This is a genomic window from Pontivivens nitratireducens (genome assembly GCF_011290545.1).
Lineage (GTDB): Bacteria > Pseudomonadota > Alphaproteobacteria > Rhodobacterales > Rhodobacteraceae > Pontivivens > Pontivivens nitratireducens.
In genome coordinates this window covers 1,357,450-1,379,590 of the sequence record NZ_CP049811.1, presented here as the reverse complement: position 1 = coordinate 1,379,590, position 22,141 = coordinate 1,357,450, and the positions used below count along the sequence as shown (strand labels likewise).

22 protein-coding genes are annotated in these 22,141 nt (G+C 60.5%); 6 read left to right on the top strand and 16 right to left on the bottom strand.

The window, feature by feature from the left end; all coding sequences use genetic code 11:
• Positions 1-40: 40 nt before the first annotated feature.
• The 6 genes from dctP to G8E03_RS06660 are packed head-to-tail and all read right to left on the bottom strand — an operon-like array spanning position 41 to position 6,454.
• A complete protein-coding gene (gene dctP / locus G8E03_RS06685; RefSeq protein WP_166190008.1) occupies positions 41-1,018 on the bottom strand; it encodes a TRAP transporter substrate-binding protein DctP in 978 nt (325 codons plus the stop codon).
• A 59-nt stretch (positions 1,019-1,077) separates the two neighbouring features.
• Positions 1,078-1,842: a maleate cis-trans isomerase family protein gene (locus G8E03_RS06680; RefSeq protein WP_166190006.1), complete on the bottom strand. Its 765-nt coding sequence runs from the start codon at positions 1,840-1,842 to the stop codon at positions 1,078-1,080.
• Entirely contained in the window at positions 1,839-2,345 is a 507-nt protein-coding gene (locus G8E03_RS06675; RefSeq protein WP_166190004.1) for an acyl-CoA thioesterase, read from the bottom strand. The genes G8E03_RS06680 and G8E03_RS06675 overlap by 4 nt, the downstream gene beginning before the upstream one ends.
• Positions 2,342-3,478 carry an FAD-dependent monooxygenase gene (locus G8E03_RS06670; protein ID WP_166190002.1) on the bottom strand — a complete coding sequence of 379 codons (1,137 nt, stop codon included), beginning with the start codon at positions 3,476-3,478 and terminating at the stop codon, positions 2,342-2,344. The genes G8E03_RS06675 and G8E03_RS06670 overlap by 4 nt, the downstream gene beginning before the upstream one ends.
• A 37-nt stretch (positions 3,479-3,515) precedes the next feature.
• A complete protein-coding gene (locus G8E03_RS06665) occupies positions 3,516-5,192 on the bottom strand; it encodes an AMP-binding protein (RefSeq protein ID WP_166190000.1) in 1,677 nt (558 codons plus the stop codon).
• A gap of 26 nt (positions 5,193-5,218) precedes the next feature.
• Positions 5,219-6,454 carry an alpha/beta hydrolase gene (locus G8E03_RS06660; RefSeq protein WP_205793290.1) on the bottom strand — a complete coding sequence of 412 codons (1,236 nt, stop codon included), beginning with the start codon at positions 6,452-6,454 and terminating at the stop codon, positions 5,219-5,221.
• A gap of 281 nt (positions 6,455-6,735) precedes the next feature.
• On the opposite strand from G8E03_RS06660, the gene G8E03_RS06655 reads away from it, so the two are divergent.
• Positions 6,736-7,650, top strand: a complete 915-nt coding sequence (locus tag G8E03_RS06655; RefSeq protein ID WP_166189998.1) for a cation diffusion facilitator family transporter — start codon at positions 6,736-6,738, stop codon at positions 7,648-7,650.
• An 85-nt stretch (positions 7,651-7,735) separates the two neighbouring features.
• Here the strand turns inward: G8E03_RS06655 and G8E03_RS06650 are convergent, their stop codons facing one another.
• From G8E03_RS06650 to G8E03_RS06605, 10 genes are all read right to left on the bottom strand, one after another.
• Positions 7,736-8,260, bottom strand: a complete 525-nt coding sequence (locus tag G8E03_RS06650; RefSeq protein ID WP_166189995.1) for a DUF3299 domain-containing protein — start codon at positions 8,258-8,260, stop codon at positions 7,736-7,738.
• Positions 8,254-8,757 (bottom strand): DUF3299 domain-containing protein, encoded by a 504-nt coding sequence (locus G8E03_RS06645; RefSeq protein ID WP_166189993.1) that lies wholly within the window; start codon positions 8,755-8,757, stop codon positions 8,254-8,256. The genes G8E03_RS06650 and G8E03_RS06645 overlap by 7 nt, the downstream gene beginning before the upstream one ends.
• Positions 8,758-8,774: 17 nt before the next feature.
• A complete protein-coding gene (locus G8E03_RS06640) occupies positions 8,775-10,025 on the bottom strand; it encodes an ABC transporter permease (RefSeq protein WP_166189991.1) in 1,251 nt (416 codons plus the stop codon).
• Entirely contained in the window at positions 10,022-10,720 is a 699-nt protein-coding gene (locus G8E03_RS06635; RefSeq protein WP_166189988.1) for an ABC transporter ATP-binding protein, read from the bottom strand. The genes G8E03_RS06640 and G8E03_RS06635 overlap by 4 nt, the downstream gene beginning before the upstream one ends.
• Before the next feature lie 20 nt (positions 10,721-10,740).
• Complete coding sequence (locus G8E03_RS06630) at positions 10,741-11,280, bottom strand: DUF2796 domain-containing protein (RefSeq protein WP_347340512.1); 540 nt, start codon at positions 11,278-11,280, stop codon at positions 10,741-10,743.
• Positions 11,281-11,353: 73 nt separating this feature from the next.
• The gene (locus G8E03_RS06625; RefSeq protein ID WP_240910441.1) at positions 11,354-11,752 is read right to left on the bottom strand and encodes a Fur family transcriptional regulator; all 399 of its coding nucleotides are present in this window, start codon (positions 11,750-11,752) and stop codon (positions 11,354-11,356) included.
• A gap of 89 nt (positions 11,753-11,841) precedes the next feature.
• Positions 11,842-13,350: a tripartite tricarboxylate transporter permease gene (locus G8E03_RS06620; RefSeq protein ID WP_166189984.1), complete on the bottom strand. Its 1,509-nt coding sequence runs from the start codon at positions 13,348-13,350 to the stop codon at positions 11,842-11,844.
• Positions 13,351-13,354: 4 nt separating this feature from the next.
• Complete coding sequence (locus G8E03_RS06615) at positions 13,355-13,843, bottom strand: tripartite tricarboxylate transporter TctB family protein (RefSeq protein ID WP_166189982.1); 489 nt, start codon at positions 13,841-13,843, stop codon at positions 13,355-13,357.
• Between the two features lie 39 nt (positions 13,844-13,882).
• Positions 13,883-14,872, bottom strand: coding sequence for a Bug family tripartite tricarboxylate transporter substrate binding protein (locus tag G8E03_RS06610; protein WP_166189979.1), 990 nt, complete (start codon positions 14,870-14,872; stop codon positions 13,883-13,885).
• Positions 14,859-16,415 carry a sulfatase gene (locus tag G8E03_RS06605; RefSeq protein ID WP_166189977.1) on the bottom strand — a complete coding sequence of 519 codons (1,557 nt, stop codon included), beginning with the start codon at positions 16,413-16,415 and terminating at the stop codon, positions 14,859-14,861. The genes G8E03_RS06610 and G8E03_RS06605 overlap by 14 nt, the downstream gene beginning before the upstream one ends.
• Positions 16,416-16,499: 84 nt before the next feature.
• Here G8E03_RS06605 and G8E03_RS06600 point away from each other — a divergent pair, with 84 nt between their 5' ends.
• The 5 genes from G8E03_RS06600 to G8E03_RS06580 all read left to right on the top strand — a co-directional run bounded on the left by G8E03_RS06600 (position 16,500) and on the right by G8E03_RS06580 (position 22,134).
• On the top strand, positions 16,500-17,444 hold the full coding sequence (locus G8E03_RS06600; protein WP_166189975.1) for a LysR family transcriptional regulator: 945 nt from the start codon (positions 16,500-16,502) through the stop codon (positions 17,442-17,444).
• A gap of 109 nt (positions 17,445-17,553) precedes the next feature.
• Positions 17,554-18,615, top strand: a complete 1,062-nt coding sequence (locus G8E03_RS06595) for an alpha/beta hydrolase (RefSeq protein ID WP_240910440.1) — start codon at positions 17,554-17,556, stop codon at positions 18,613-18,615.
• Between the two features lie 122 nt (positions 18,616-18,737).
• Positions 18,738-19,322, top strand: coding sequence for an ANTAR domain-containing response regulator (locus G8E03_RS06590; protein ID WP_166189971.1), 585 nt, complete (start codon positions 18,738-18,740; stop codon positions 19,320-19,322).
• On the top strand, positions 19,319-20,494 hold the full coding sequence (locus G8E03_RS06585; RefSeq protein ID WP_166189968.1) for a CmpA/NrtA family ABC transporter substrate-binding protein: 1,176 nt from the start codon (positions 19,319-19,321) through the stop codon (positions 20,492-20,494). Before G8E03_RS06590 ends, G8E03_RS06585 begins: the two co-directional genes overlap by 4 nt.
• A gap of 272 nt (positions 20,495-20,766) precedes the next feature.
• Complete coding sequence (locus G8E03_RS06580) at positions 20,767-22,134, top strand: CmpA/NrtA family ABC transporter substrate-binding protein (protein WP_166189966.1); 1,368 nt, start codon at positions 20,767-20,769, stop codon at positions 22,132-22,134.
• Positions 22,135-22,141: the final 7 nt, after the last annotated feature.

Below are 22,141 nucleotides of genomic sequence, written 5' to 3'. Positions count from 1 at the left end.
CGCCACTTCCAGCGTACCGGAAGTGGCTGGGGTGCGCGTATTACTCGCGCAACAATCCGGCATTTTCGACCGCTTCACGCATACGCGCGGCTTCGTCGGGATTGCGCGAGCCGGCAAAGGCCCAGGATCCACTGACGACTGCGGCTGCAAGGCGTCCGGCAGCCTCGTCACTCAGCTCGATCAACTCCATTCCGGCGGCAGCCATCTTCTCCGCTTCCTCCGCATTGAGACGATCGTAGACGCCTGGAGTCTCATCCTCCAAAACTATTGCCTGAGACTCGAACACTTCACGCGTTGCATCATCCAGACCGTCCCAGAACGATTGGTTGGCGAGGATGATGTGCGGCGAAGTGGTCTTGGTGTCGAAGTAGAGTTTCGTCACTTCGGCAAAGCCGTAGCCGGTCGCACCGGCGGCAGGGAAATACGCCCCTTCAACCACCCCACGCTCCAACGCGCTGAACATCTCCGCCGGTGGCAGAACGACCGGCGTTCCGCCCAGCGATGCGACATAGGGATGTTGCGGCGGCAAGGCGCGGACTTGCAGGCCAGTCAGATCGCCCTGATCCGAAAGATCACGGTTGAGGTAGATCCAGTAACCATGCGCCAATGGAACAGACAGGGTCTGAACGCCGAGCGCACCGTAGGCTTCGTCGATCACATCGCGCGCACCGCTGTCACGAAAGGCCTCAGCTTCGGGACGGATACTTTCGAGGCCAGTCAGCAATGTGATCGCCCCGGTGTGGAAGCCGGGATAGGTGCAGAGCACCTGAAACAGTCCGTTCTGGACAGGCTCAAGCTGGTCGAGCGGCGGGATCGTTTCGGGTCCAAACATCTGAACACTGATTTCGCCGCCGGATGCTTCTTCCAGCATCTCGGCATAGCGGTCACAAATCGCGCTTGAGCCGGCATAGCGGTCATCCCAAGTCTTGAGCATCCGAACCGAGGTTTCCGCAGATGCGGCAAACGCCGATACCGTAATTACGCAGGTCGCCAGCAAAGTGGTTATCTGTTGTTTCATTTTGGGTCTCCTCCCGTTCGAGTGCCGGTACGTCCGGCCCCGTTATTGTGCGTCAACTGTCAGGCAGCGGGCGCAAATTTCTCTTCCAGAATGGTGCCGGCGCCTTGCGTCACCGGCTCAAGGTTCATTGACTTGAGCATCGCGCGGACCGTGCAGGCGGCAGCTGACGTGACGGGCAGGCCCAACTGCTGCTCCACCGGGGTCAGCGCCGCGAGCGACGGCATCTGCACACAGGCCGACAGCACCACGACATCGACGCCCTTGGTATCGAGCCGTTTGACGTCTTCGATCAAGGCCATCGGATCACGTGCTCCGACCTCCAGGTTGTCGGCGATCTCCAGCGCGAGGCTGTCGTGAACTTCGAATCCCTCGCTGGCGATGTAATCTGTTACCTTCGCCGCCAGCGGTTTCATGTAGGGCATCAGCAGACTGACCCGCTTTGCCCCCATTTCGTGCAGCCCTTCGACCAGGGCACCGGCAGAGGAGACCACGGGAATGTCCTTGCCCTCATCCGCGACAACTCCTTCGAGGTTCTTGCGCGAAATCCGGTGATAACCCAGGCTCTGCGCCATGATGGCGACCAGACAGGCATAGCCCATCACGTCCACCTCGGCATCCGCCAGTTCACGGGCGCACCGCAGACTGTCCGCATCCATTGCGGATAGCTCCTCGGCGGTGACTTTCTTCATCCGCATCCGGCTGGAATGAAAGGTAAACCGTTCAGGCCTGATCGCCTCACGCGCCCGCAGCATGGCAGGAATCTCGGTTTCCATCGTGACGTTCGAGCTTGGGACGATCTGTCCGATGCGATACGTGGCTTTCATGGCTGTTTCTCCTGATGGGGGTGGCGCGCGGCGTATTCTTCTACGCGCTCTTTGAGTTTTTCAGGCAGCGCCACGGCAGCACGCGTTTCGGGGTCCACCAACACTGGGGTCAGCCGCGCGAGGAACGCGATGGGGCCTTCGCGCTTACCCTCCTCAACGACATGACGCGCGGTGATGTGCAGATCGAACGTCCGGCTGCGAATGGCTCCGACCCTGACCTCCATGGTAAATACTGCGTCCAGCGGCAGCGGGGATCGAAAATCAAGTTCCGCGCCGCGAACCGGGAAATCGACGCCCATGCTGTGCTTTGTCGCATGCAGGGGGCCGCCCAGCATCTGTCCCAGAAACGCCTCATAGGCCGTGACGCAATAGTCGAGGAACCGGGGCGTATACACGATGCCCGCAGGATCGCATTCGCCCCAGCGCACAACCCGACGGATCACCAAAGGCGCGTCGGACACGACAGCATCCGTCGCATCGTAAAAGGCGGCTGGCATCGTCATGATGCAGCCTTTGCGCAATCAAGCTGCGCCATGAAACCGGGATATTCCACCGTCGCCCGCGCCACGTCCATGTTGGAGGTGCGCGTCAGGTAATCGAGAGCGAAATCGTGCACAGGCTTACCTTCCATGCGCTTTGCCATGTCCTCGTACCAGGTGTAGCTTTCCCGAGCGGCAGAAAGCAGATTGTCGGCCTTCGGCTTGCGCCGCGCGACGTAGGTTTCCAGCGCCGAAGGAATATCCTGACATTCCGCGATTGCATCGACCAGTGCGATGGAATCCTCCATCGCGATCCGGGTGCCAGACCCGATCGAGAAATGCGCACGCCGCACCGCGTCACCGATCAGCACCCGGTGGCCATGCACCCAGTTGCGGTTGCCCACAGGCTCGAAATTCCGCCAGACCGAATTGTTTGAAATCAGCTTACGACCGCCCAGATCCTCTTGGAACAGTTCTTCGCAAAAGGCCTGCCGCTCATCATCGGATTTCTCTTCGAAACCGCAGCTTTGCCAGGCGGCTATGTCGCATTCCATTACGAATGTGCACATCGTATCCGTGTAGGGATAGTAATGGGCACAGAAGGCGCCCTTTCCTGCGGTCCGAAAACTTAAGGTCGGTCCATTGCCATCACATTCCGCCCCATACCATGAGAATGCGTTGGTCAGGCTCGAACTATAGGTGCCAAACTCTTCGTTATACGCATTTCGCAGGGTGGAGTTTGCGCCGTCAGCGCCAACAACCAGATCGGCTTCCTCCAGCAGGGTCGGATCCGTGACATCATCGTGATAGCTGATCCTGACGCCCTGCTCCTCGCAAAGCGTTTGCAGTACGTTCAACAGTTTCAGACGCTCGACCGCGCCGCCATATTCTGCGCCCTCAATCTCGATCGCCTCGCCGTCCAGAATGATGCGCTGATGGCCGAGCATCCTGCTGATCGCCTTGATACGCTCGAAACTCTCGACATCGGCCGCTTCCAGTTTGGCCATTCCGCGACCCGCGAGAACCACGCCAAAGCCAAAGGTAGCGTCGGCGGCGTTGCGTTCATGCACATGCACCTCGCAGCCCGGAATACGTTTGCGTGCAAGATAGGCGAGGTACAGACCCGCTGGCCCACCGCCTAGGACATTGATCTTCATATCGAGACTCCCTCAATTTTAACCGGTGAAAAATCGGTCATTCCGCCATCGTCTCGCCAGCTGCTTCACGGTGCACCATTTCCGCGATGAGTGTGCGCAATGGTGCCTTGTCCAGTTTGCCCACCTTGGTCAGCGGCAGCGCATCAATGCGTTCGATCCGCTCGGGCCATTTGAAAATTGCGAGGCCTGCATCCTTGAGGAACGCACCCAGTTCCTTGACGCTCGGCAGAGCGGTGCCCTCCGGTGCCACGGCAAACAGGCAAATCCGCTCCCCATGCGTCGGACAAGGCATGCCGACCACAGCGACATCCGTGAACGCGGGATGAGCCATTACGGCGCGTTCGACTTCCTCGCAGTTCACCTTTTCGTTCGCGCGGTCCACGACATCCTTAATCCTGCCCTCGAACGAATAATATGCCTTCCCGTCCTCCCGGATCCTGCGCATCAGATCGCCGGAGCGGTAGAAGCCGTCGGATGTGAATGCTTCGGCATTGCGCTCCTCGGCATTGTAATAGCCGCGGATCGTGTAAGGGCCGCGAGTTACCATCTCACCGATTTCACCGTCCGGGACATCGGTTTCCGTACCGGGTTTGAGTATCCGAACCTCATCGAATTCCGATATTGGCTGCCCGCAGGTGTTGTAGCGTATCGCCTCACTGTCCCCCTCACGGGTGAACATGCACGTGCCCTCGGTCATGCCGAAGATCTGGTGGCCCGGAACACCCATGGTTTTCGTTACAGTTTCGGCCGCATCGGTCGAGAAGATCTCCTTCAGGCTGCTGATATCTATCTGACCTTCGAGGACTTCGGATTTCATCCGCATCACGATCGGCTTGGCCGCACCCATCACCGTGGGGCGCAGGGTATTATGCACGGCACGGATCGAGGCTGGATCGACCTGCGGCGTGGCAATCACCGCACCACCTGACAAAATCATGGATCCCCAGCCGCATCCCATGTTCAGGTTGTGCGCGAATGGCATCGGCACAAAGATGCGATCCTCGGATGACCAGCCTTTGAACGCGAAAACTGAGCGCATATTATACGCGTATTCCGAATTGAGCCGGGGAATGATCTTGGGCACGCCTGTTGTCCCGCCGGACAGTTGGAACGCGCCAACTTGCATGGGATCGCGCGGCACCTTGGCCAATGCCTCTGCCACGCCCTCACGCTTTGCCTGCAAATCGGCCAGATCAACAGCGCCCTTCCCGGCTGTGCCGCGAGTGGAGATGATCAGGCGCAGGTTTTCAACCTCGCCCTGCATTTTCTGTGCAAATGCGTGAAAGTCGAACTTGGGCGTGTCGGATTCGATAAAGTGCGCCTTGGCCCCACCGAATTTGGCCAGATAGCCAATCTCCATCTCCCGATGTGCGGACAATGTGCAGATCGGAATGATGCCCGCCTTCCAGCAGGCAATGTAGGCGATCAGGGTTTCAGGCGTATTGGATAGCTGAAAGATCACCCGATCCAGCGGCGCCAGCCCCAGATCCAGAAGCCCCGCCGCCACCCGGTCACTTGCCTCATCCAGTTGCGCGTAGGTCATCTTTCCGCCAACCCACAGGATCGCATCACGGGTCGCGTGTTTCCTGGCGGCGGACCGGAATCCTTCGGCCAACGTCTCATCCCTGAGTGCACCGGCCTCATGCCAACTTTGCACATCGGCTGGATCCGGATAGACGACACCGGCAAGCCGCTCATTTGGTTCGTATTTCATGACCTCTCCTCCCAGAGTTTTTTTGTTCAGGTCGTCAACCGCCCCGCCAGGAAATCACGTATCGCCTCACCCGCCAGGGCCTGGCCGCTCGGCTCTCCCGGCTCCAGCGGTTGCCCGTGATGGGTGCCGCGAATGACAGCGATTTCCTTGTCGCTCGTTCCGAGAGCTTGCCAGATCTCCTCCAGATCGGCGGGGAAAACGCAGGCATCGGCTGTGTAGCGGATAACGAGTGTCGGCTGGTCGATCGCAGGTGCGCACCGCACGATCGAGGCGCGGGAGGTCAGCCCTGACCACGTCGAAAGCCAGCTTTCCGGCGTACACACCCGGCCAAAGCCGACGCCGTTCATGTTTGTCTTGAACGGATCGTTGCCCCACAGCGAGCCGATCTTGCGATCCGTAGGGTCCAGGGAGAGGTCCCAGTTCCGCAGGTCCGCATCGGTGCGCGGGACTTCGAATATCTGCTGCCAGCCCGCAATCAGCTTTTCCTGCATGGACGGATCACTCAATTTTCGTGCAAGCATGCGTGAGCGGATCATGTCCTTTGCGGCGACATCAATCCGGGCGGTCCGTGCCCTTTGCGCGGCGCGATAGCGGGTCACGAAATCGGGGGCGTATGTCGCTCCTTTGGGATCAAAGCCATTTTCGGATGCGAACGGAAACAGGGACTGATCCATCGACAGGGGGTCGCGTTCGTCGGTCACCGACGGGTCGACGGAGTTCATCAGCAAGATGCCCTGCCCCGGATGCGGCGCGACGAAGATCATCAGATCGGGCCGGGCCAACGGGGCCTGCGCCAGCTTGACCGGCCGCCCGCCTGGCGTGCGCTTCTCCCGTGCCTCCGGGTCGAGCGATGCCTGCTCAGCGTAATAGGCGTAAAGCCCGCCACCACCGGAATTTCCCACCAACACGATCTGTTCGAAGCCCGCGTTCTTGAGGAATGAAGTGCCCGCATCCACGTCGAGCACAGCCAGCTCATGCTCAAGACGCAGGTCGTTGCCCGCACTGCGCGACCCTTGAACCCACACGGCGGCCCCCGCGCGCAGCAGTTCCGGCACGAGATAATGACTGGCCAGAATCTCCCGCGGGTGCATCAGGCAGCACACGGCCTTTTCACCCCCGCGCGAGTACAGAAAACCGTTGAGATTGGCCCCGTCCACGGTGGTCAACGAATGTACGCTTGCGCGCATGTCAGCCGGTAATTGAGCTTCGTTCCACTGGGCGCCGCGCAATCCTGCCAACGGCTTTACGGTTTGATTCTGCACTCTGTCCTCCTTGGGTTAAACGGGCATACAGTATTTATTGATATAGTGTCAATTAAGATTCTCACCTCGACTGAGGCGGTTGAAACTGGCCCCGGATATGCTGCAATATGCCTTGAGCGGGCAAAGCGGTCGAACCATCCTTGTTTGCCGGGCCAGAAAACGCTGGTCGAATGGGCCGGTGCGGCGCTTCTAACCAGTAAGCCCGCATTGCGCCCAGCTTCGGAACGTTCGACATACCGCCGCGTTTCATAACGAGCACCGCTACGCGAAGGAGGCACGAAATGCCGCATGACCACGGCCACGCGCATATCAGCGCGCAATCAGGCGACCGGCGCGTCTCCGTCGCGATCTGGGCGAACGCGCTTCTGACCGTCGCGCAAATCATCGGCGGTATCCTGTCCGGCAGCCTCGCCCTGATTGCCGATGCGCTGCACAATTTCTCTGACATGGCGTCGTTGGTAATCGCCTTCGCAGCGCGTAAGATTGCGCGGCGGCCAGCGGACGAAAACATGACCTTCGGCTATGGCCGGATCGAGATCGTGGCCGCCCTGATCAATTACACGACGCTGATCCTCATCGGCTTCTATCTGATCTACGAAGGTGGGATGCGCATGATCGACCCGCCCCAGGTGCAAGGCTGGACGGTCGTGATACTCGGCACCGTCGCGTTGGTCGTGGACAGCCTGACGGCCTGGCTTACCTGGTCGATGCAAAAGGACAGCGTGAACATCCGCGCACTCTTTCTGCACAACCTGTCGGACGCGCTCGCCTCGATCGCGGTTATCGTCGGGGGGACGCTGATCATTCTCTACGATCTGCGCTGGGTCGATCCGGCGATAACCATCGGTATCGCGGTTTATATATTGTGGCTGGCCTTCACCGAAATCGGCGGTCCGATCCGAACACTGATGCTGGGCAGCCCGCCAGAGATGGATGGCAGCAAGGTGGTGGAAACAGTGCGGAGCGTCGAAGGCGTAAGCGACGTGCACCATGTTCATCTATGGCAAATGCAGGAGCATGAGACAGCGCTTGATTGCCACGTCGTCCTGACGGCGGAGGCCTGGTCGCGCATCGAGACTGTGAAGCGAGAAATCAAGGATCGCCTGCGTGACCGCTTTGCCATCAACCATTCAAGTCTGGAGTTCGAGCATCAGGACCGCGCGCATGATAATGCTGAACTCTACGGTCACGGCTAACCAACTAATCCACATTCCCGAAAGGGCCGAAGCGAACGTGACTGCCCTCGGCCCCCGCCCTGCCGCACGCCACCAGTTTCATAGGTCACCGCGCCCAACTCTGAAGCGGGAACGGTTCGATCCGGTCTGCCGACAGGGCATATCCAATCTCTGCCAGTTGAGTCACGGTGGCCGATGTACCGAACATCCCGATGACGTTCACAGGCTCGAACAGGCCCTGAGCCTCGTAAGGCGTCTGTGTCGTGACAAGCACCAGTTGATTTGCGGGGGGCGGCGGCACGTGCACACACGCGCCCACAAACGGAACGAGGATGAACGTCGTCACGCCACTGCCGGAATATTCAAGTGGCACGATGAATCCCGGCAGCCTGATGATCTGACCGTTCCAGTCCGTCCGCACACCACTTGATGCGCGCTGTTGGCTCGGCAACGCGGATTGATCGTGTGCGCCCAGAGCCTGTAGCGCCGGGGGCAGTACCGTATCGCCCTCGGGCAGCAGGTCCGACCAGTCGATATCTATATACTCCTCCGCCCGCACATACTGCGGAAGCAGAGAAAGCGCGCCGAGAGCAGCAAGGAAGCACCTGCGATCCATCCGGGAATTCACCATACATAGACCTCCATTTCTTCGGCAGTCAGGGCGTAGCCGGTTTCAGCGACCTCGGTTGATTGCAACTGGTGGCGCATGTGCCCCGTTACCCAGACCGCATCCCACAGCTTGTCGCCCGGCCATGGGGTGGAGGTCGTGACAAACACAAGCTGGTTCGGCGGCGGCGGCGGCGTATGGATGCAGGCCCCTACATAGGGCACGAGCACGAATTCGGTCACACCGTCAGCGGTCAGATCGAGAGGGATGATATATCCAGGCATTTTGATATAGGCACCATCGAGCGCCGTGTTCAGCCTGGTGGCGTTGGCATCGAAGATCGGTCGCCAGTAATCGTTTTCCTCATCCAGCTCCCCCTCCCCGATGATTTCGGAGTAAGGAACACCGGGGGGGATCAGATCATCCCATGTGATCTCCAGAGGGGTCGCAGCGAAGGCGGTTGACGGAACCAGCGCGCCGGGCGCAGCAGACAAGATCAGTGTGCGACGTGAAATGTTCACAGTGGCCCCCCTCCCCTTCAAATTCTGACCATCATACCATCGGCCAATGACAGACGGTAGGCGCGCATGGCGGGAAGCAAGCTCACGATTACGCCAGCCGCCATCACTCCGCTCAAAATCCACACCTCCCGGATTGATGGCGGATCAATCGGCAACCACAGTCCGAATGCACTGTCGATCATCGGTTGCGCGACAAACAGGCCGAGATAAAGCAGTCCAAGGCCCAGAACGGCACCGAACGCAGCCATGAGTGAGGCCTCCAAAACCAGCATACCGAAAATGACGGCCGGCCGCGCGCCTATTGCTCGAAAGATCGCCATCTCGCGGCGCCGCTCGTTAAGACTGGAAAATATCGTTGCCATCATACCGATGAGAGCCGTCACGACGACCATTGCCGATACGCCGATCAGCGCCACTTCGGCAATACCGACGATCTGCCATAACTCTTGCAGCGCAACGCCGGGCAGGATCGCCAGAAGGGGTTCCTCACCATATTCGTTGATCGCACGTTGCAAGCCGAAGATTTGCAGGCGGCTCTCGACACCGATCAATGCTGCGGTCACGGCCTGTGGCCTCAATTGCATTTGCCGGATCGTATCGACAGATGTAACCTGTCCCGGAATTTGCGCACCACTGCGCCAATCGACATGAATCGCTTCGATGGCTTCAAGGCTCACGATCACAGTCCGATCGACCGGTGTGCCGGTCTTTTTCAGAATGCCCGACACTTGGAAGGGTTGATTTTCATGCTCTGAAAAGGATGCCAGGCCGTGTGCCACCACGATCGGATCTCCGACTTCGTATCTCAGTGTGGCGGCCACATCCGCCCCGATCACCGTATCGAACAGGTCGGACATGATCGCACCCTCCGCCACGTCGAGCGATTGGCCGGAGCGATATTTATAACGTTCGAAAAAAGTGGACGTCGTCCCCATCACCCGGAACTGACGATGGCTGTCGCCCAGTGAGATCGGCACGATCCAGTCCACCTCCGGTCGTGCCGCGATGTCCTGATAGCTCTCCCACGTCATATTGTTCGTGGCATTGCCGATCCGAAACACTGAATAGAGCAAAAGCTGCACGGAGCCGGAACGGGCACCCACGATGAGGTCCGTGCCGGATATGGTGTCGGCGAAGCTGGCCTTCGCGCCGGTGCGCACCTTCTCAACCCCCAGAAACAGACCGACCGATAGGGCGATGGCAAGGATCGTCATCCCGACCGTCAGCGCCCGCGCCATCAATGACCCCATGGCAAGTCGCAGGATCATGTCACCACCTCTTGCATACGAACGATCTGGGACATTTCAACGACGCGGTCGAAGTGATCCGCCAGACGCGCATCGTGGCTGACCATCAGCAAGGATGTTCCGTTCGCGCGCGATTGAGCAAACAGCAGTTCGAGGAACGTGGCCTGGGTCGCAGCATCCAATGCCGAAGTCGGTTCATCAGCGATGATCAGCGACGGGTTGCCGATCAGGGCACGCGCCGCCGCGACCCGCTGCTGCTGCCCGACACTCAGCTTCCCCGCCCGGGCCTGCACAAGCTCTGCCGGCAAGCCCAGACTTCGGATCAACTGCTCAGCCTGCGTTTTCGGATCCGCGACTCTCGCCCTGCGTTCGGGCGCGAACCTGAGGGGCAGAAGGATGTTGTCCAGCACACTGCCGAAGGGCAGCAGATTGAATTGCTGAAAGATCACTCCGATATGCTCGGCCCGAAATCGGTCGCGCCCCGCTGCTGTAAGCTTCGCGAGATTCTCACCCTGCACCAGAACGACACCGGACTGCGCCGTCACCGTTCCGCAGATCAGTGACAGAAGCGTCGATTTTCCTGACCCGCTTTCACCAAGCAGCAGGACCGTTTCGCCCGCTCGCACCGCGAAATCCGGAACGTTGAGCGCAAAGGACGCTCGCCCCGGCCAACGGTAGTGAACATCGTGCAGTTCCAAGATTGGGGCGGAGTTCATATTGCCATGATGTCCAAGGATCAGCGCGTGGTGTTTAAATCGAGCGTCGGTTCGGCTCGATCAACGTCAAACGATGTGGCGCCGGTGTCTGAAATTAATTGCACCTCCAGCTTCATCGCGTTTGGAAACGTCTCGAAATAGGCAAATGTGATCTCATTGAAGGCCGCCGGACCCGCGCATTCCAGCAGATATTCCGCATGGAATTCCGTATGACCCACTTCCCCTTCGTGATCCGCTCCGTCATGCTCGTCATGCTCGTCATGCTCGTCGTGCTCGTCATCATGATGCGCGTCCTCAGCTTCCAGTTCAGCACTGGCGCGTATCACACTGCAGGCAGCGTCCGCCGACGGGACAAACAGATCAAGAGGTTTGGAGAGGCGCGTCACAGCGGCATCCACCGCGGCGCGGTCTTCATCACCATTCGCCGCATACTCAAACCCCACGATATCCGCGCCGGGTGCGTGCAGCTCCATCGCGACCCTGTCGCCATCTATCGCGATGTCAAGCTGACCGACACCATGCTCATGCGCATCGAGTTGGCGTGTTTCCTGCGCGGACAAGGGCGTGGTCATGCAGGTTGCCAGCAGGAGACAGGAAAGTTTTCTCATAATCAGATGCTCCGTCTTTCAGATGTTAAGCACAGTCACGACACTGTCCCTGGATTTCGATGATATGACGCGCTCCGGCGAACCCGATGCGAGAGGAGATTTCCCGCAGGCCGGACAGCAGAGGTGATCCGTCCTGCTCCTCGACCGCTCCGCAATCCTCGCAAACGGCCAGAACGGGCAAAGAGTCCGCATGCTCGCAGCGGCATGGAACAAATGATTTCATCGATTCGAGCCGATGCGCACGCCCCTGGTCCGTCAAAGCCGCAAGTGCACGGTAGATTGTCGGTGCCGCCAGATCCGGCTCATCCGTCTTCATCCGACCCAGGATTTCATACGCAGTCATAGGTTTGTCGTGCCTTTGCAGCACGCTGAGTACATCTGACTGCCGCAAGGCGGCGTGCTTTCGCATCGGCAAAACCTCCATTCCTTAATCTCATTGTAATTTTATAAAGTAACATACGGCAAGCGATTGCAGCGCGAAGCCAAAGAACTCCGCTTCACCTGAGAAGAAAATCAATCCGACGACTCTTCGTCCTTCGCAGCTTTCGGCGCGCCACGGATCAGCGTGATGACGACATAGACCAGCAACACCCCGGTCATCCCCAGGATCGTCGCGCTGATCGGGCGGTCAATGAAGATCTGCAACCCATCGCGTGAGATCAGCAGCGACCGGCGAAGGTTGTTCTCCAACACGGAGCCGAGGATCATGCCGATGATGATCGGCGGAAGCGGATAATTTGCGCGGCGCAACAGATAGCCGACCGCCCCGAACACCAGCATGACCCACAGATCGAAGACCGAGTTCTGCAACGCGTATGTCCCCATCGTCGAAAGTAGGATCACGGCGGGCAGCAGCCACGCCTTAGGTAGCTTCAGCACGCTGCCGAAGAACGGGACCAGCACGATCCCGGCGATCAGCAGCACGACATTCCCGATGAGATAGGCGATGAAGATGCCCCCCGCGATGTCCGCGTTGTACTGGAACAACTCCGGCCCGGGAAAGAACCCCAGAAGAAAAAGCGCCGCCAGCAAAACGGCTGTCGAGGCGTCGCCGGGGATGCCAAGCGACAGGGCGGGGATCAGCGCGCCACCGCAGCAGCCATTATTGGCCGCCTCGGTCGCGACGACACCGCCCTCCGCGCCCTCACCGTACCCTTCGTCCGGCCCTGCAAGACGGCGCGCAACGGCGTAGGAAACAAAGGCGCTGACATCCCCGCCAGCGCCCGGAATGGCGCCCATGAACGTGCCGATCAGCGCCGAGCGGACGAGGTTGACCTTATGCGCCAGGATCAGCCGCAATGCCCGGAACGAGACCCTGAGCCGCTGGATCTTCGGGCTGGCGGTAAGGTCGCCGCCTTCGATCTGCACGAAGACCTCGGAGAGCGCGAACAGGCCGACCACAACGGGAACGATATGCGGGCCGCTCGTCAGATTGAAATTTCCGAAGGTGAACCGATAGGCGTTGGTGAACTCATCCGTGCCCATCGTAGCGATGGCCAGTCCGAAGGCCCCCGTGACCATCCCCTTGATCGTCGAACCCTCGGATACGATCGCGATGGTCAGAAGCCCGAAGAGCGCCATCGCCGCATATTCCGGCGGGCCGAAGCGCAGCGCGAACGCCGCAAGAAGAGGAGAGAAAAACAATAGCACGCAACCGGCGAGCAGCCCGCCCAGCGACGAAGCGATGATCGACAGCCCGATAGCATCCTGCGACCGGCCCTTCTGCGCCATCGGGTAGCCGTCGAACAGCGTGGCAGCGGCCAGGGGCGTGCCCGGGATCCGCAGCAGGATAGCCGAGATCGAACCGCCGGCCGATCCGCCGACATAGATCGCGATCAGCATCCCCATCGCCGGAATCGGCGGCAGGTGAAATGCCACCGGCAGCATCAGAACGATGCCCATCAGCGGCCCCAACCCGGGCAGGACTCCGATGAACAGGCCGGCGACAATCCCCGCCGCTGTCAGCAGCACCGCCTGCCACGTGAAGAACAGCGGCGCACCCTGAATGAGAAGATCGAGCATCCGGTCAGCCGAACAATGTGATCTCGAAGAGACCGACCGGCAGCACGACGTTCAGCAGCCCTTGGAACACCGCCGCCACGAGCAGGGATATCGCCACCCCGCCCGCGACTGCGACGGGGATCGAGAGTCCGAGCAACATCATCGTCGTCGCCATCATGACCGGTGTGGCGAGGTGATACCCCAGCCACGGCAGCAAGAGCAGGTAGGCGACGAAGACCGCCGTCACGACACAGGCCAGCCGCGTCGTGGGCGTCGGCGCCAGCGGGGACGGCGCGGAAATGCGGCAAAGCGCGATGCGAACCCCGTTCACCGCCGCGAGGCCGAGGAGCAACCAAGCGATCAGCCTTGGAAAGCTGGCGGCGTTTTCCATCGGGCCGCCGCCGGCCACGCCCTGTTCTTCGAGTGAGGTGGCGGCCTGCCAGAAAATGACGAGTGGCAGCGCCAGAAACAGCCCCCACACGATCCAGTCATAGGAATAAGCCCGTAGACGCATGATTTCCTCCTCCCTCAGACGCGGCGGCCACGCCACAACTTACATGTTGTCGAGTTGCTCCTTCTCCCACGCGATGGCGTCGATGCCGCCTTGCAACTGGTCCGCGACCGGGCCGACAATCTCCTCATACTGCTCGGGGGAGAACAGCGTCGGCACATAGCCCATTTCGAGAAGCCGGTTCTGTGTTTCCTCGTCGTTCATCACCGTGCCCATGGCCTCACGCAGGGTGGCAACCACGTCTTCGGGCGTGTCGCTGCGCACGAGCCACCAGTTCCAGCCCATCGGGGACAGATCGGTCATGCCCATGTCCAGCCCGAACGACCCGATCAGCGGCGCACCGCCATAGGTCTCGGACGACCGTTCGAGGGTCGAGAGGACGCCGAGAATCTTCACGCTGTCCTTGTTGACGGTGTAGACCCCCGGATTGATCACAATGAAGTCGAGGATGCCGCTGCGCAGATCGCGGACCGCGTTGTCGATTTCCGGGTAGGGGACAAGTTGTGCGACGGCGTCGCTGTTCTGCATGACCTTGGCCACCACCATATGCGGCAGCGCCCCGGCATTGCCCGGCGAATAGCGCAGATCGCCCGGATTCTGAGCCGCATAATCGAGCAGCGCAGGCAGATCCTCGAAGCGGTCCTCATCCGCGCGCACGGCAATGGCGAAGGCGTTGGAGGTGGCGGACCACAGCGGCGTGAAATCCGTATAGCTCCAGTCCGCGTTGCCCTGCATCGGCTGCAAGACGAGAGGTGCGACATAGCCGTCGAAGATCGTGTAGCCGTCCGCCGGGCGTGACATCGCCGTCTCGAACGCCTTCACACCGCCAGCGCCCGGAGTTGAGACGACCGAAATGTTGACGCCAAGCTCACCCCCCATCGCGTCGGCGATCACCTGGCTCGCCGCCATGGTCGCGCCGGGCGCCCAGGGGTATATGTTCTCGATATTCCGTTCAGGGAATTCGGCCAGCGCGGGGCTGGCCAGTACCGTGGCGCTGAGCGCGACGGCTGCAATCTTGTTAAACAGTGTCATGTAGTTCCTCCCTTTTTTTGATCTGTGTGGAAACGTCGAGGTTGTACCAGCGGTACACCTCCTCGGGCGTGTCGTGGTCTTGTAGAACCGCGATAGCTTGCGCCCGCAGGCGCGCAACGATGTCCGGGGCGTCGATGGGGCACTCCTGGTCAGGATCTTCGACCAGATCGTAAAGACGTGTGCCGACATCGTCGAAGCCCAGACCGTCATTCATCGGCACGCGGGGCGCGTCCGGCAGAGCGGCAATCGACAAAAGCGGCACGCCCTTGGTGAAGTCGAACCCCTGCGAGAGTTCCGCCGTCTTCAACTCCGCGACCGAAAACGGGCCGTTCATGTGCTGTGGCGCCAGCGTGTATTCGCGCAGTCCCGGCGCGCGCCAGTCGGCGGGGTAATGGTAAAGGACATGCTGACCGTCCGTCATCCCGATCGGCCCCCCGAAAACGCCAAACACCGCGACATCGCGACCACCGGCGGCGGGTAGTGCCAGCACATTCGCCAGATCATGCGAGCGGGCTTCGGGCGGCACTGGCGCATCGTGCAGCCCAAGAAGCGTCGACATCAGGTCCATTGTCTGGGTCAACGCATCGGTCCGCTGCCCCGCCGCCTGTGGAAAGCGCGGGTCATGGATCATCAACGGGATGTGGCTGACTTCTTCGTAATAGGGCATTCGGCATTTGCCCCACCAGTCATGCTCCGACAACAGGAAGCCATGATCCGTGGTCAGGATCAGCGCCGTGTCCTCCCACATCTCGTGGCGGTCCAGATAATCCAGCAACTTGCCGAAATAGGCATCGCACATCGCCACAAGTGCCGCGTAATTGGCGCGGATCGTTTCGATCTCTTCCGGGTTTTCCGCCACGCGTTCGTAGCGCGGCCAGTCCAGAACCTTGCCCGCCGCCTCAACATAGGCGTCGTGATAGTCGGCGGGGGCGTGAAAGGGCTCATGCGGGTCGAAGCATTCCAACATCAGCAGCCAGTCATCGGCCTCGCGGTTCCTGTCGAGAAACTCGAACCCTGACGCGAAGCATTTCGGCCCGGGAAAATCGGCCTCATCCCGGATCGTTTCACGGTTGACCATTGACTGAAAACGCTTGCTATCACGGGTTATCGGATAGTGACGCGCGTCATACATCTCACGAAAGCGATCCAGGGGCGGTTTCACCATGGCGACCCAGGGATCGTATTCCTGCCCGCGGACGAAGTCCCAGCTGTTGAAACGCGTGTGAAACCCCGCACCGCCATCCTCGAAATAATGCAGGTGATCGCTGATCAGGTGGCTATAGGTGCCGTTGGATTTGAGGATCTCAGCGAAGGAATTGTCGAACGGTTCCAGCGGCCCCCAGCTGCGATGCGTGAAATTCAGCCGCCCGGAGTGCAGGTCGCGACGCGCTGGCATACATGGCAACGATCCGACGTAATGCCGGTCGAAGGTCATGGCTCGTTCGGCAAACCGGTCGAAATTCGGTGTTTTGACGGATGTGCCGCCATAAGCGCCCAACGCGCTCCGGTTCAAGCTGTCGAAAAGTACGAAAATCGTGCGCATCTGTCCCCCTTGCGGGAACGGTCTCACGGTGTATGAGTAAAGAAAAGTATATATTTTCAGCGTTGGTATAAGTAATATTTATTGATGATAAACCCTCTCGTAACTCGCAAACTACTTCATTTCGTCGCGGTCTACGAAAGCGGCAACATCGCGCATGCCGCGGCGCAGATTGGAATTTCCCAGCCCGCGCTCAGCATGAGCCTGCGCCAACTGGAGGACGAATTCGGCGCGGAACTGTTTCGCAGGCAACCGCGCGGGGTTTCCCCCACCGCAGCGGGTGAGGTGCTGTATCGCTACGCCATCAGCATCCAGCAGGGCGCGCGGCTCGCGAGGGAGGAAGTCGCCGCCATGGGAGAGGGCAAACTGAGCCGCCTGCGATTGGGGGCCGGGGTTGCCTGGACCACGACGGTTCTGCCCGATGTCCTGATCGACTTGCAGGCACAGTTCGCCGGGATGACGATCGACATGATTACCGGCGTGGGGGATCAACTTGCCGGGCTTTTCCTTGCTGGTGAGATCGACGTGTTTCTTGCGGCCGGGTCGATCCCGGCGCTCAACTCGCACGAAATCGAAACCGAATTCATCGCCAATCTGCCCATGCGGGCAGTGGCGGACAGCGACCACGCCCTGGCACGGATGGACCGGGTGACACCCTCCGATCTGGCCGCGTGGTCCTGGGCAGGATTTTACGAAGACGAAGGTTTCTTCCACCTTTCGCAACATTACATGGCCTTGCGCAATCTGCCAGCACCGAAGATCGCGATCCGCACGAATTCAGCCGCAGCGCTGACCTCGCTGGTGCGCGCGTCGGACATGGTGGCGGTGCTGATTTCGCCGCTGGCCCGTTCGGCCTGCCGTGTTGGACTGAGCGAACTTCGCTTGGAGGAGCCGCTTTGGGACATGCCGGTCAACATCTACTATCGCCAGGTGGCGGCCGACCTGCTTCCGATACGGTTTTTCCGTGAACAGATAGGCCAGAGGATCCGAAGCCTGGTTCGAGAGCCGTCTTTCGAGGAACCAGATCCATGAAATGCAGTTGCGCATTCGTGATGCCGACACATATTGCACGCGCTGGCAATGCTGCACGTGCGCGTATACAAATCTGTCTCCGAACCATCCGCCTGAACGAGGTTGTCCTGTGAACATATCCCTCTGCGACCGCCGTCGTTTCCTCACGCTTGCAGGCGCGGCCGCGCTGACCGGATGCACACCGCGGGGCAGTTTTTCCGTCGCGCCGCAATCCGACGTCGCGGCGGGCATTCAGGAACTGTTGGTCGCCACGGCACGTGTCGCCGACCCTGCGCCGATCGCCTATGGCAAAGCCCGGGCGGAGGAGATGGAATTTGCCCGGCTCGCGATCTCGATCCCGCCGACCCACCAGCCTGGAAAAATAGAATGGCCGCCCGTGCGCTTCGTCGATCCCGCCCGGCACTTCGCTCTTACCAGCGCGGACACCATGCCGGATATCGACGCTCTCATCCAGGCCGCGCGGACCGCTGCGGCACAGTCCGATGAAGAAACGGTGCTGTTCGTCCATGGCTACAACAACAATTTCGCCGAAGCCGCCTATCGTCACGCCCAGATCGCCTGGGATTACGAGATGCGGGGGCCACAGATCCACTTTGCCTGGCCGTCGGCCGGGGATCCCCTGGAATACGCCTATGATCGCGACAGCGTGCTCATTGCGCGCGATGCTCTTGCTACTTTGCTTACGGCGCTTCTGAAAGAAGATGGGCTAAAGGTATCCCTCGTCGGCCACTCGATGGGATGCCATCTGATCATGGAAAGCTTGCGGCAAATCGCACTGAGCGGCGGGCGCGATATGCTCGACAATCTGGCCTCTATCGCATTGATCTCACCCGATATCGATCTGGATCTGTTTCGGTCCCAGATTCGCGCATTGGGAGAACCTCCGCAGCCCTTCATTGTCGCGGTAGCGCGCAACGACCGACTGCTGCTCCTTTCCTCCGGTATTTCGGGGGGGGCGGAGAAGCTTGGCTCCGTTGAGGATCTCGATCAGCTTGATGAACTCGGAGTTTCCACAATTGATATGACCGGGCTGGGGAACAGGGGCGGAAATCACTTTCTGCCCGGAACATCGCCCGCAGCAATCGCCCTGATAAAGGGGCTGCGCGATATCGAACCGATTCCTTCCAACTCCCTGTCTGTCGGACCGGTCAGCATAACTTTGGGCAACTGAAGATGCGCTGACCTGTCCGAGGGCGTGAAATCCGCAACCACGATTCAGACCGCGCGTGCAACCCTTGCGGCTTCGCACTTGCACCTTTACTTCGCGCGCGCAGCATGGCTACTTTTACCCTCATGGCTCAGAATTTATCCATCGTTGTCGTCGAGGAGGATCGCGAGCGTGCGCTCGTCATCGTCGATGCGCTGCGTGAGGCGGGGGATTATGAGATCCACGTGCTCGGCTCACGCACCGGGCTTGCCCGACAGATCAAGGCGCTGTCGCCCGATGTGGTGTTGATCGACATCGAAAACCCCTCCCGCGATATGCTCGAAGAGCTTGCCATAGCCTCCGACCCGATGGAACGTGCGGTGGCGATGTTCGTCGACCGCTCAGACGAGGGCCTGTCGGACACGGCGATCGAGGCGGGCGTGTCGACCTATGTGGTGGACGGGCTGCAACCGCAGCGGCTCAAACCCATTCTGGACGCGGCCATCGCGCGCTTTCGCATGTTCCAGCGGATGCGCACAGAACTGGCCGAAACCAAGAAGGCGCTGGAGGAACGCAAATTGATCGACCGCGCCAAGGGCATGGTGATGAAGGCCCGCGGCGTCGATGAGGACGAGGCCTACGCCATTCTGCGCAAAGCGGCCATGGATCAAGGCAAACGATTGGCTGACATCGCTGCCGCTCTGGTCACTGCGGCGGGACTGCTATCATGAGAAGCCATCCCGTGTCGCTCGGCTTCATTCCATTGATAGACGCGGCCCCGCTGATTATCGCCCACGAAATGGGCTACGCGCATGAGGAAGGGCTGGATCTGACCCTGTCGCGGGCGCCGTCCTGGTCTGCCTTGCGCGATATGCTGCGGCTCGGCCGGGTCGATGCCGCGCACATGCTCGCCCCCGTGCCGGTGGCCGCCGCCCTTGGCCTTGGCGGTGTCGAGGAAAAGCTGTCGGCGGTTTCGGTGCTCAGCGTGAACGGCAATGTGATCGGTGTAAGCCGCGCGTTGGCCGCGCGCCTGCGCGATCAGGGGCACAGTTTCGGTTTTGACGACGCGTGGGATGCGGGCCGCGCGCTGATCGCGGCGGCGGACAAGCCATTGCGCATCGGGGTACCGTTTCCGTTCTCCATGCATGCGGAGCTTGTCTATTACTGGCTCAAGGCGCTCGGCATGCCCGCGCCCGAGGGGCTGATCGTTCGCGTTGTGCCCCCTCCTCACATGGGTGAAGCAATCCGTGCGGGAGAGATCGACGCCTTTTGCGTAGGTGAGCCATGGGGCAGCCATTCCGTGGAAAGCGGCGTCGGGGAGCTGCTGTTGCCCTGCTCACGCATCTGGGCCTTCGCGCCGGAAAAGGTGCTGGCGGTGCGCGACGCCTGGATTGAGCAGGAACCTCGGGTCGTGCAGGCACTGATCCGCGCGCTGTGGCGGGCGGGGCGTTGGCTGGCCAATCCATCTTCGCGCGCATTGGCGACGGAGCTTCTCTCGCGCTCGCAATGGCTGAACCTGCCTGCCGAACTTCTGGATCGTGCCCTCAGCGGTACTTTCGTGACGTCTCCCGATGGTACGATGCGGCGCACGTCGGGGTTTGTCGAGTTCCACCGGGGTGCCGCGAATTTTCCGTGGCGCAGTCAGGCTGAATGGATCGCCTCGCGCCTTGCCAATCGCGTCGGCCTCGACCCGGATCAGGCGGCGGAAAAGGCGCGCTCAACCTTTCGCAGTGATATTTATCGTGCTGCGATGGCGAACACCGGCGCTGATCTGCCCGGCGCATCCGCAAAACTGGAAGGTGCCCTGAGCGAGGATACGCCTGTCGCCTCCCGCGCGGGCCGCCTGATTCTGCCGCGCGACTGCTTCTTTAACGGTGAGATTTTCGAGCCGCTGCTTAAATAGCGATCAATCAAGCCCCAATTTTCGCCCATAAATTATACAATTCAGGTAAGATGCACGCATAGGTGCATTTTTCTGTTGCGACTGCGAAGTCCTGTCGGTTTAATGAAGGTGTTGGAAGGCAATGGCGCCTCCGGCACGAAATTCGCCCGGTAGCAGGGCAGTATCAGAGCAAAGCCGCTCGACACGTTTGCCCACTCCCGGGCGAGGCGTGTCGGCGGCTTTTTTTATTGCCCGACGGATCGGGCGATCCACCAACGTTTCGGAGAATCTCCATGAAGAAACTGCTCATTGCATTGGCCGCGACCACAGGCATCGGCTCCCCCAGCTTTGCCCAAATGCTGGAGCTTGAGACCGATATCCTGACCTTCGGGTTCATCAAGTTGACTGACATGGCGCCCCTCGCGGTTGCCTACGAGCAGGGTTATTTCTTTGATGAGGGCCTGTTCGTGACCCTTGAGGCGCAGGCCAACTGGAAGGTTCTGCTCGATGGCGTGATCGACGGTCAGCTTCAGGGCGCGCATATGCTCGCGGGCCAACCGCTCGCCGCCACGATCGGCTACGGAACCGAGGCGCATATCGTCACGCCCTTCTCGATGGACCTGAACGGCAACGGCATCACCGTCTCAAACGAGGTGTGGGAAATGATGCGCCCGCACGTCCCCTCGATGGAGGATGGACGCCCCCAGCACCCGATCAGCGCCGAGGCTTTGATCCCGGTGATCGAGGATTTCAACGCGCGCGGGGAAGCGTTCAACATGGGCATGGTGTTCCCTGTCTCCACCCACAATTACGAGCTGCGCTACTGGCTGGCCGCAGGCGGGATCAGCCCCGGCTACTACTCCCCCGATAACATCACCGGCCAGATCGGAGCGGATGCATATCTCTCCGTCACCCCGCCGCCGCAGATGCCCGCCACGTTGGAGGCTGGCACGATCTCCGGCTACGCCGTGGGTGAGCCGTGGAACCAGCAGGCCGTGCGCATGGGAATCGGGGTGCCGGTCATCACCGATTACCAGCTCTGGCGCAACAACCCCGAGAAGGTCTTCGGCATGTCCGCCGAGTTCGTGGAGGAAAACCCCAACACGACCCTGGCCGTCACCCGCGCCCTGATCCGGGCCGCGATGTGGCTCGACGCGGATGACAACGCCAACCGGGAGGAAGCGGTCCAGATCCTCAGCCGCCCGGATTATGTCGGCGCCGATGCAGAGGTGATTGCCGCCTCCATGACCGGCACGTTCGAGTTCGAGCCGGGCGACGTGCGCGACATTCCCGATTTCAACGTCTTCTTCCGCTACAATGCGACCTATCCCTATTATTCCGACGCGGTCTGGTATCTGACCCAGATGCGCCGCTGGGGTCAGATCGCCGAGCAGCAGCCCGACAGCTGGTATGATGAGGTCGCCCGCTCAGTCTATCGCCCCGACATCTATCTTGAGGCCGCACGCTCCCTGGTGGACGACGGTCTGGCAGATGAGGCGGACTTCCCATGGGACACCGATGGCTACCGCGCGCCGACACCTGCGGCCGATATCATCGACGGCATTCCCTATGACGGTCGTGCACCGAACGCCTATCTCGACAGCCTGCCCATAGGTCTGCACGGCGATCAGCGCGTCGTTGGCGATGAAGTGCAGGGCTAAGGCCCGC

Bases quoted from the DNA above. Each gene is read 5' to 3' on its own strand.
- G8E03_RS06680 (WP_166190006.1), bottom strand. From the start codon at position 1,842: ATGAAAGCCACGTATCGCATCGGACAGATCGTCCCAAGCTCGAACGTC.
- G8E03_RS06675 (WP_166190004.1), bottom strand. From the start codon at position 2,345: ATGACGATGCCAGCCGCCTTTTACGATGCGACGGATGCTGTCGTGTCC.
- G8E03_RS06615 (WP_166189982.1), bottom strand. From the start codon at position 13,843: ATGCGTCTACGGGCTTATTCCTATGACTGGATCGTGTGGGGGCTGTTT.
- G8E03_RS06655 (WP_166189998.1), top strand. From the start codon at position 6,736: ATGCCGCATGACCACGGCCACGCGCATATCAGCGCGCAATCAGGCGAC.
- G8E03_RS06590 (WP_166189971.1), top strand. From the start codon at position 18,738: ATGGCTCAGAATTTATCCATCGTTGTCGTCGAGGAGGATCGCGAGCGT.
- G8E03_RS06625 (WP_240910441.1), bottom strand. From the start codon at position 11,752: ATGGAGGTTTTGCCGATGCGAAAGCACGCCGCCTTGCGGCAGTCAGAT.
- G8E03_RS06640 (WP_166189991.1), bottom strand. From the start codon at position 10,025: ATGATCCTGCGACTTGCCATGGGGTCATTGATGGCGCGGGCGCTGACG.
- G8E03_RS06650 (WP_166189995.1), bottom strand. From the start codon at position 8,260: ATGGTGAATTCCCGGATGGATCGCAGGTGCTTCCTTGCTGCTCTCGGC.
- G8E03_RS06670 (WP_166190002.1), bottom strand. From the start codon at position 3,478: ATGAAGATCAATGTCCTAGGCGGTGGGCCAGCGGGTCTGTACCTCGCC.
- G8E03_RS06580 (WP_166189966.1), top strand. From the start codon at position 20,767: ATGAAGAAACTGCTCATTGCATTGGCCGCGACCACAGGCATCGGCTCC.
- G8E03_RS06600 (WP_166189975.1), top strand. From the start codon at position 16,500: ATGATAAACCCTCTCGTAACTCGCAAACTACTTCATTTCGTCGCGGTC.
- G8E03_RS06605 (WP_166189977.1), bottom strand. From the start codon at position 16,415: ATGCGCACGATTTTCGTACTTTTCGACAGCTTGAACCGGAGCGCGTTG.
- G8E03_RS06610 (WP_166189979.1), bottom strand. From the start codon at position 14,872: ATGACACTGTTTAACAAGATTGCAGCCGTCGCGCTCAGCGCCACGGTA.
- G8E03_RS06635 (WP_166189988.1), bottom strand. From the start codon at position 10,720: ATGAACTCCGCCCCAATCTTGGAACTGCACGATGTTCACTACCGTTGG.
- dctP (WP_166190008.1), bottom strand. From the start codon at position 1,018: ATGAAACAACAGATAACCACTTTGCTGGCGACCTGCGTAATTACGGTA.
- G8E03_RS06620 (WP_166189984.1), bottom strand. From the start codon at position 13,350: ATGCTCGATCTTCTCATTCAGGGTGCGCCGCTGTTCTTCACGTGGCAG.
- G8E03_RS06585 (WP_166189968.1), top strand. From the start codon at position 19,319: ATGAGAAGCCATCCCGTGTCGCTCGGCTTCATTCCATTGATAGACGCG.
- G8E03_RS06665 (WP_166190000.1), bottom strand. From the start codon at position 5,192: ATGAAATACGAACCAAATGAGCGGCTTGCCGGTGTCGTCTATCCGGAT.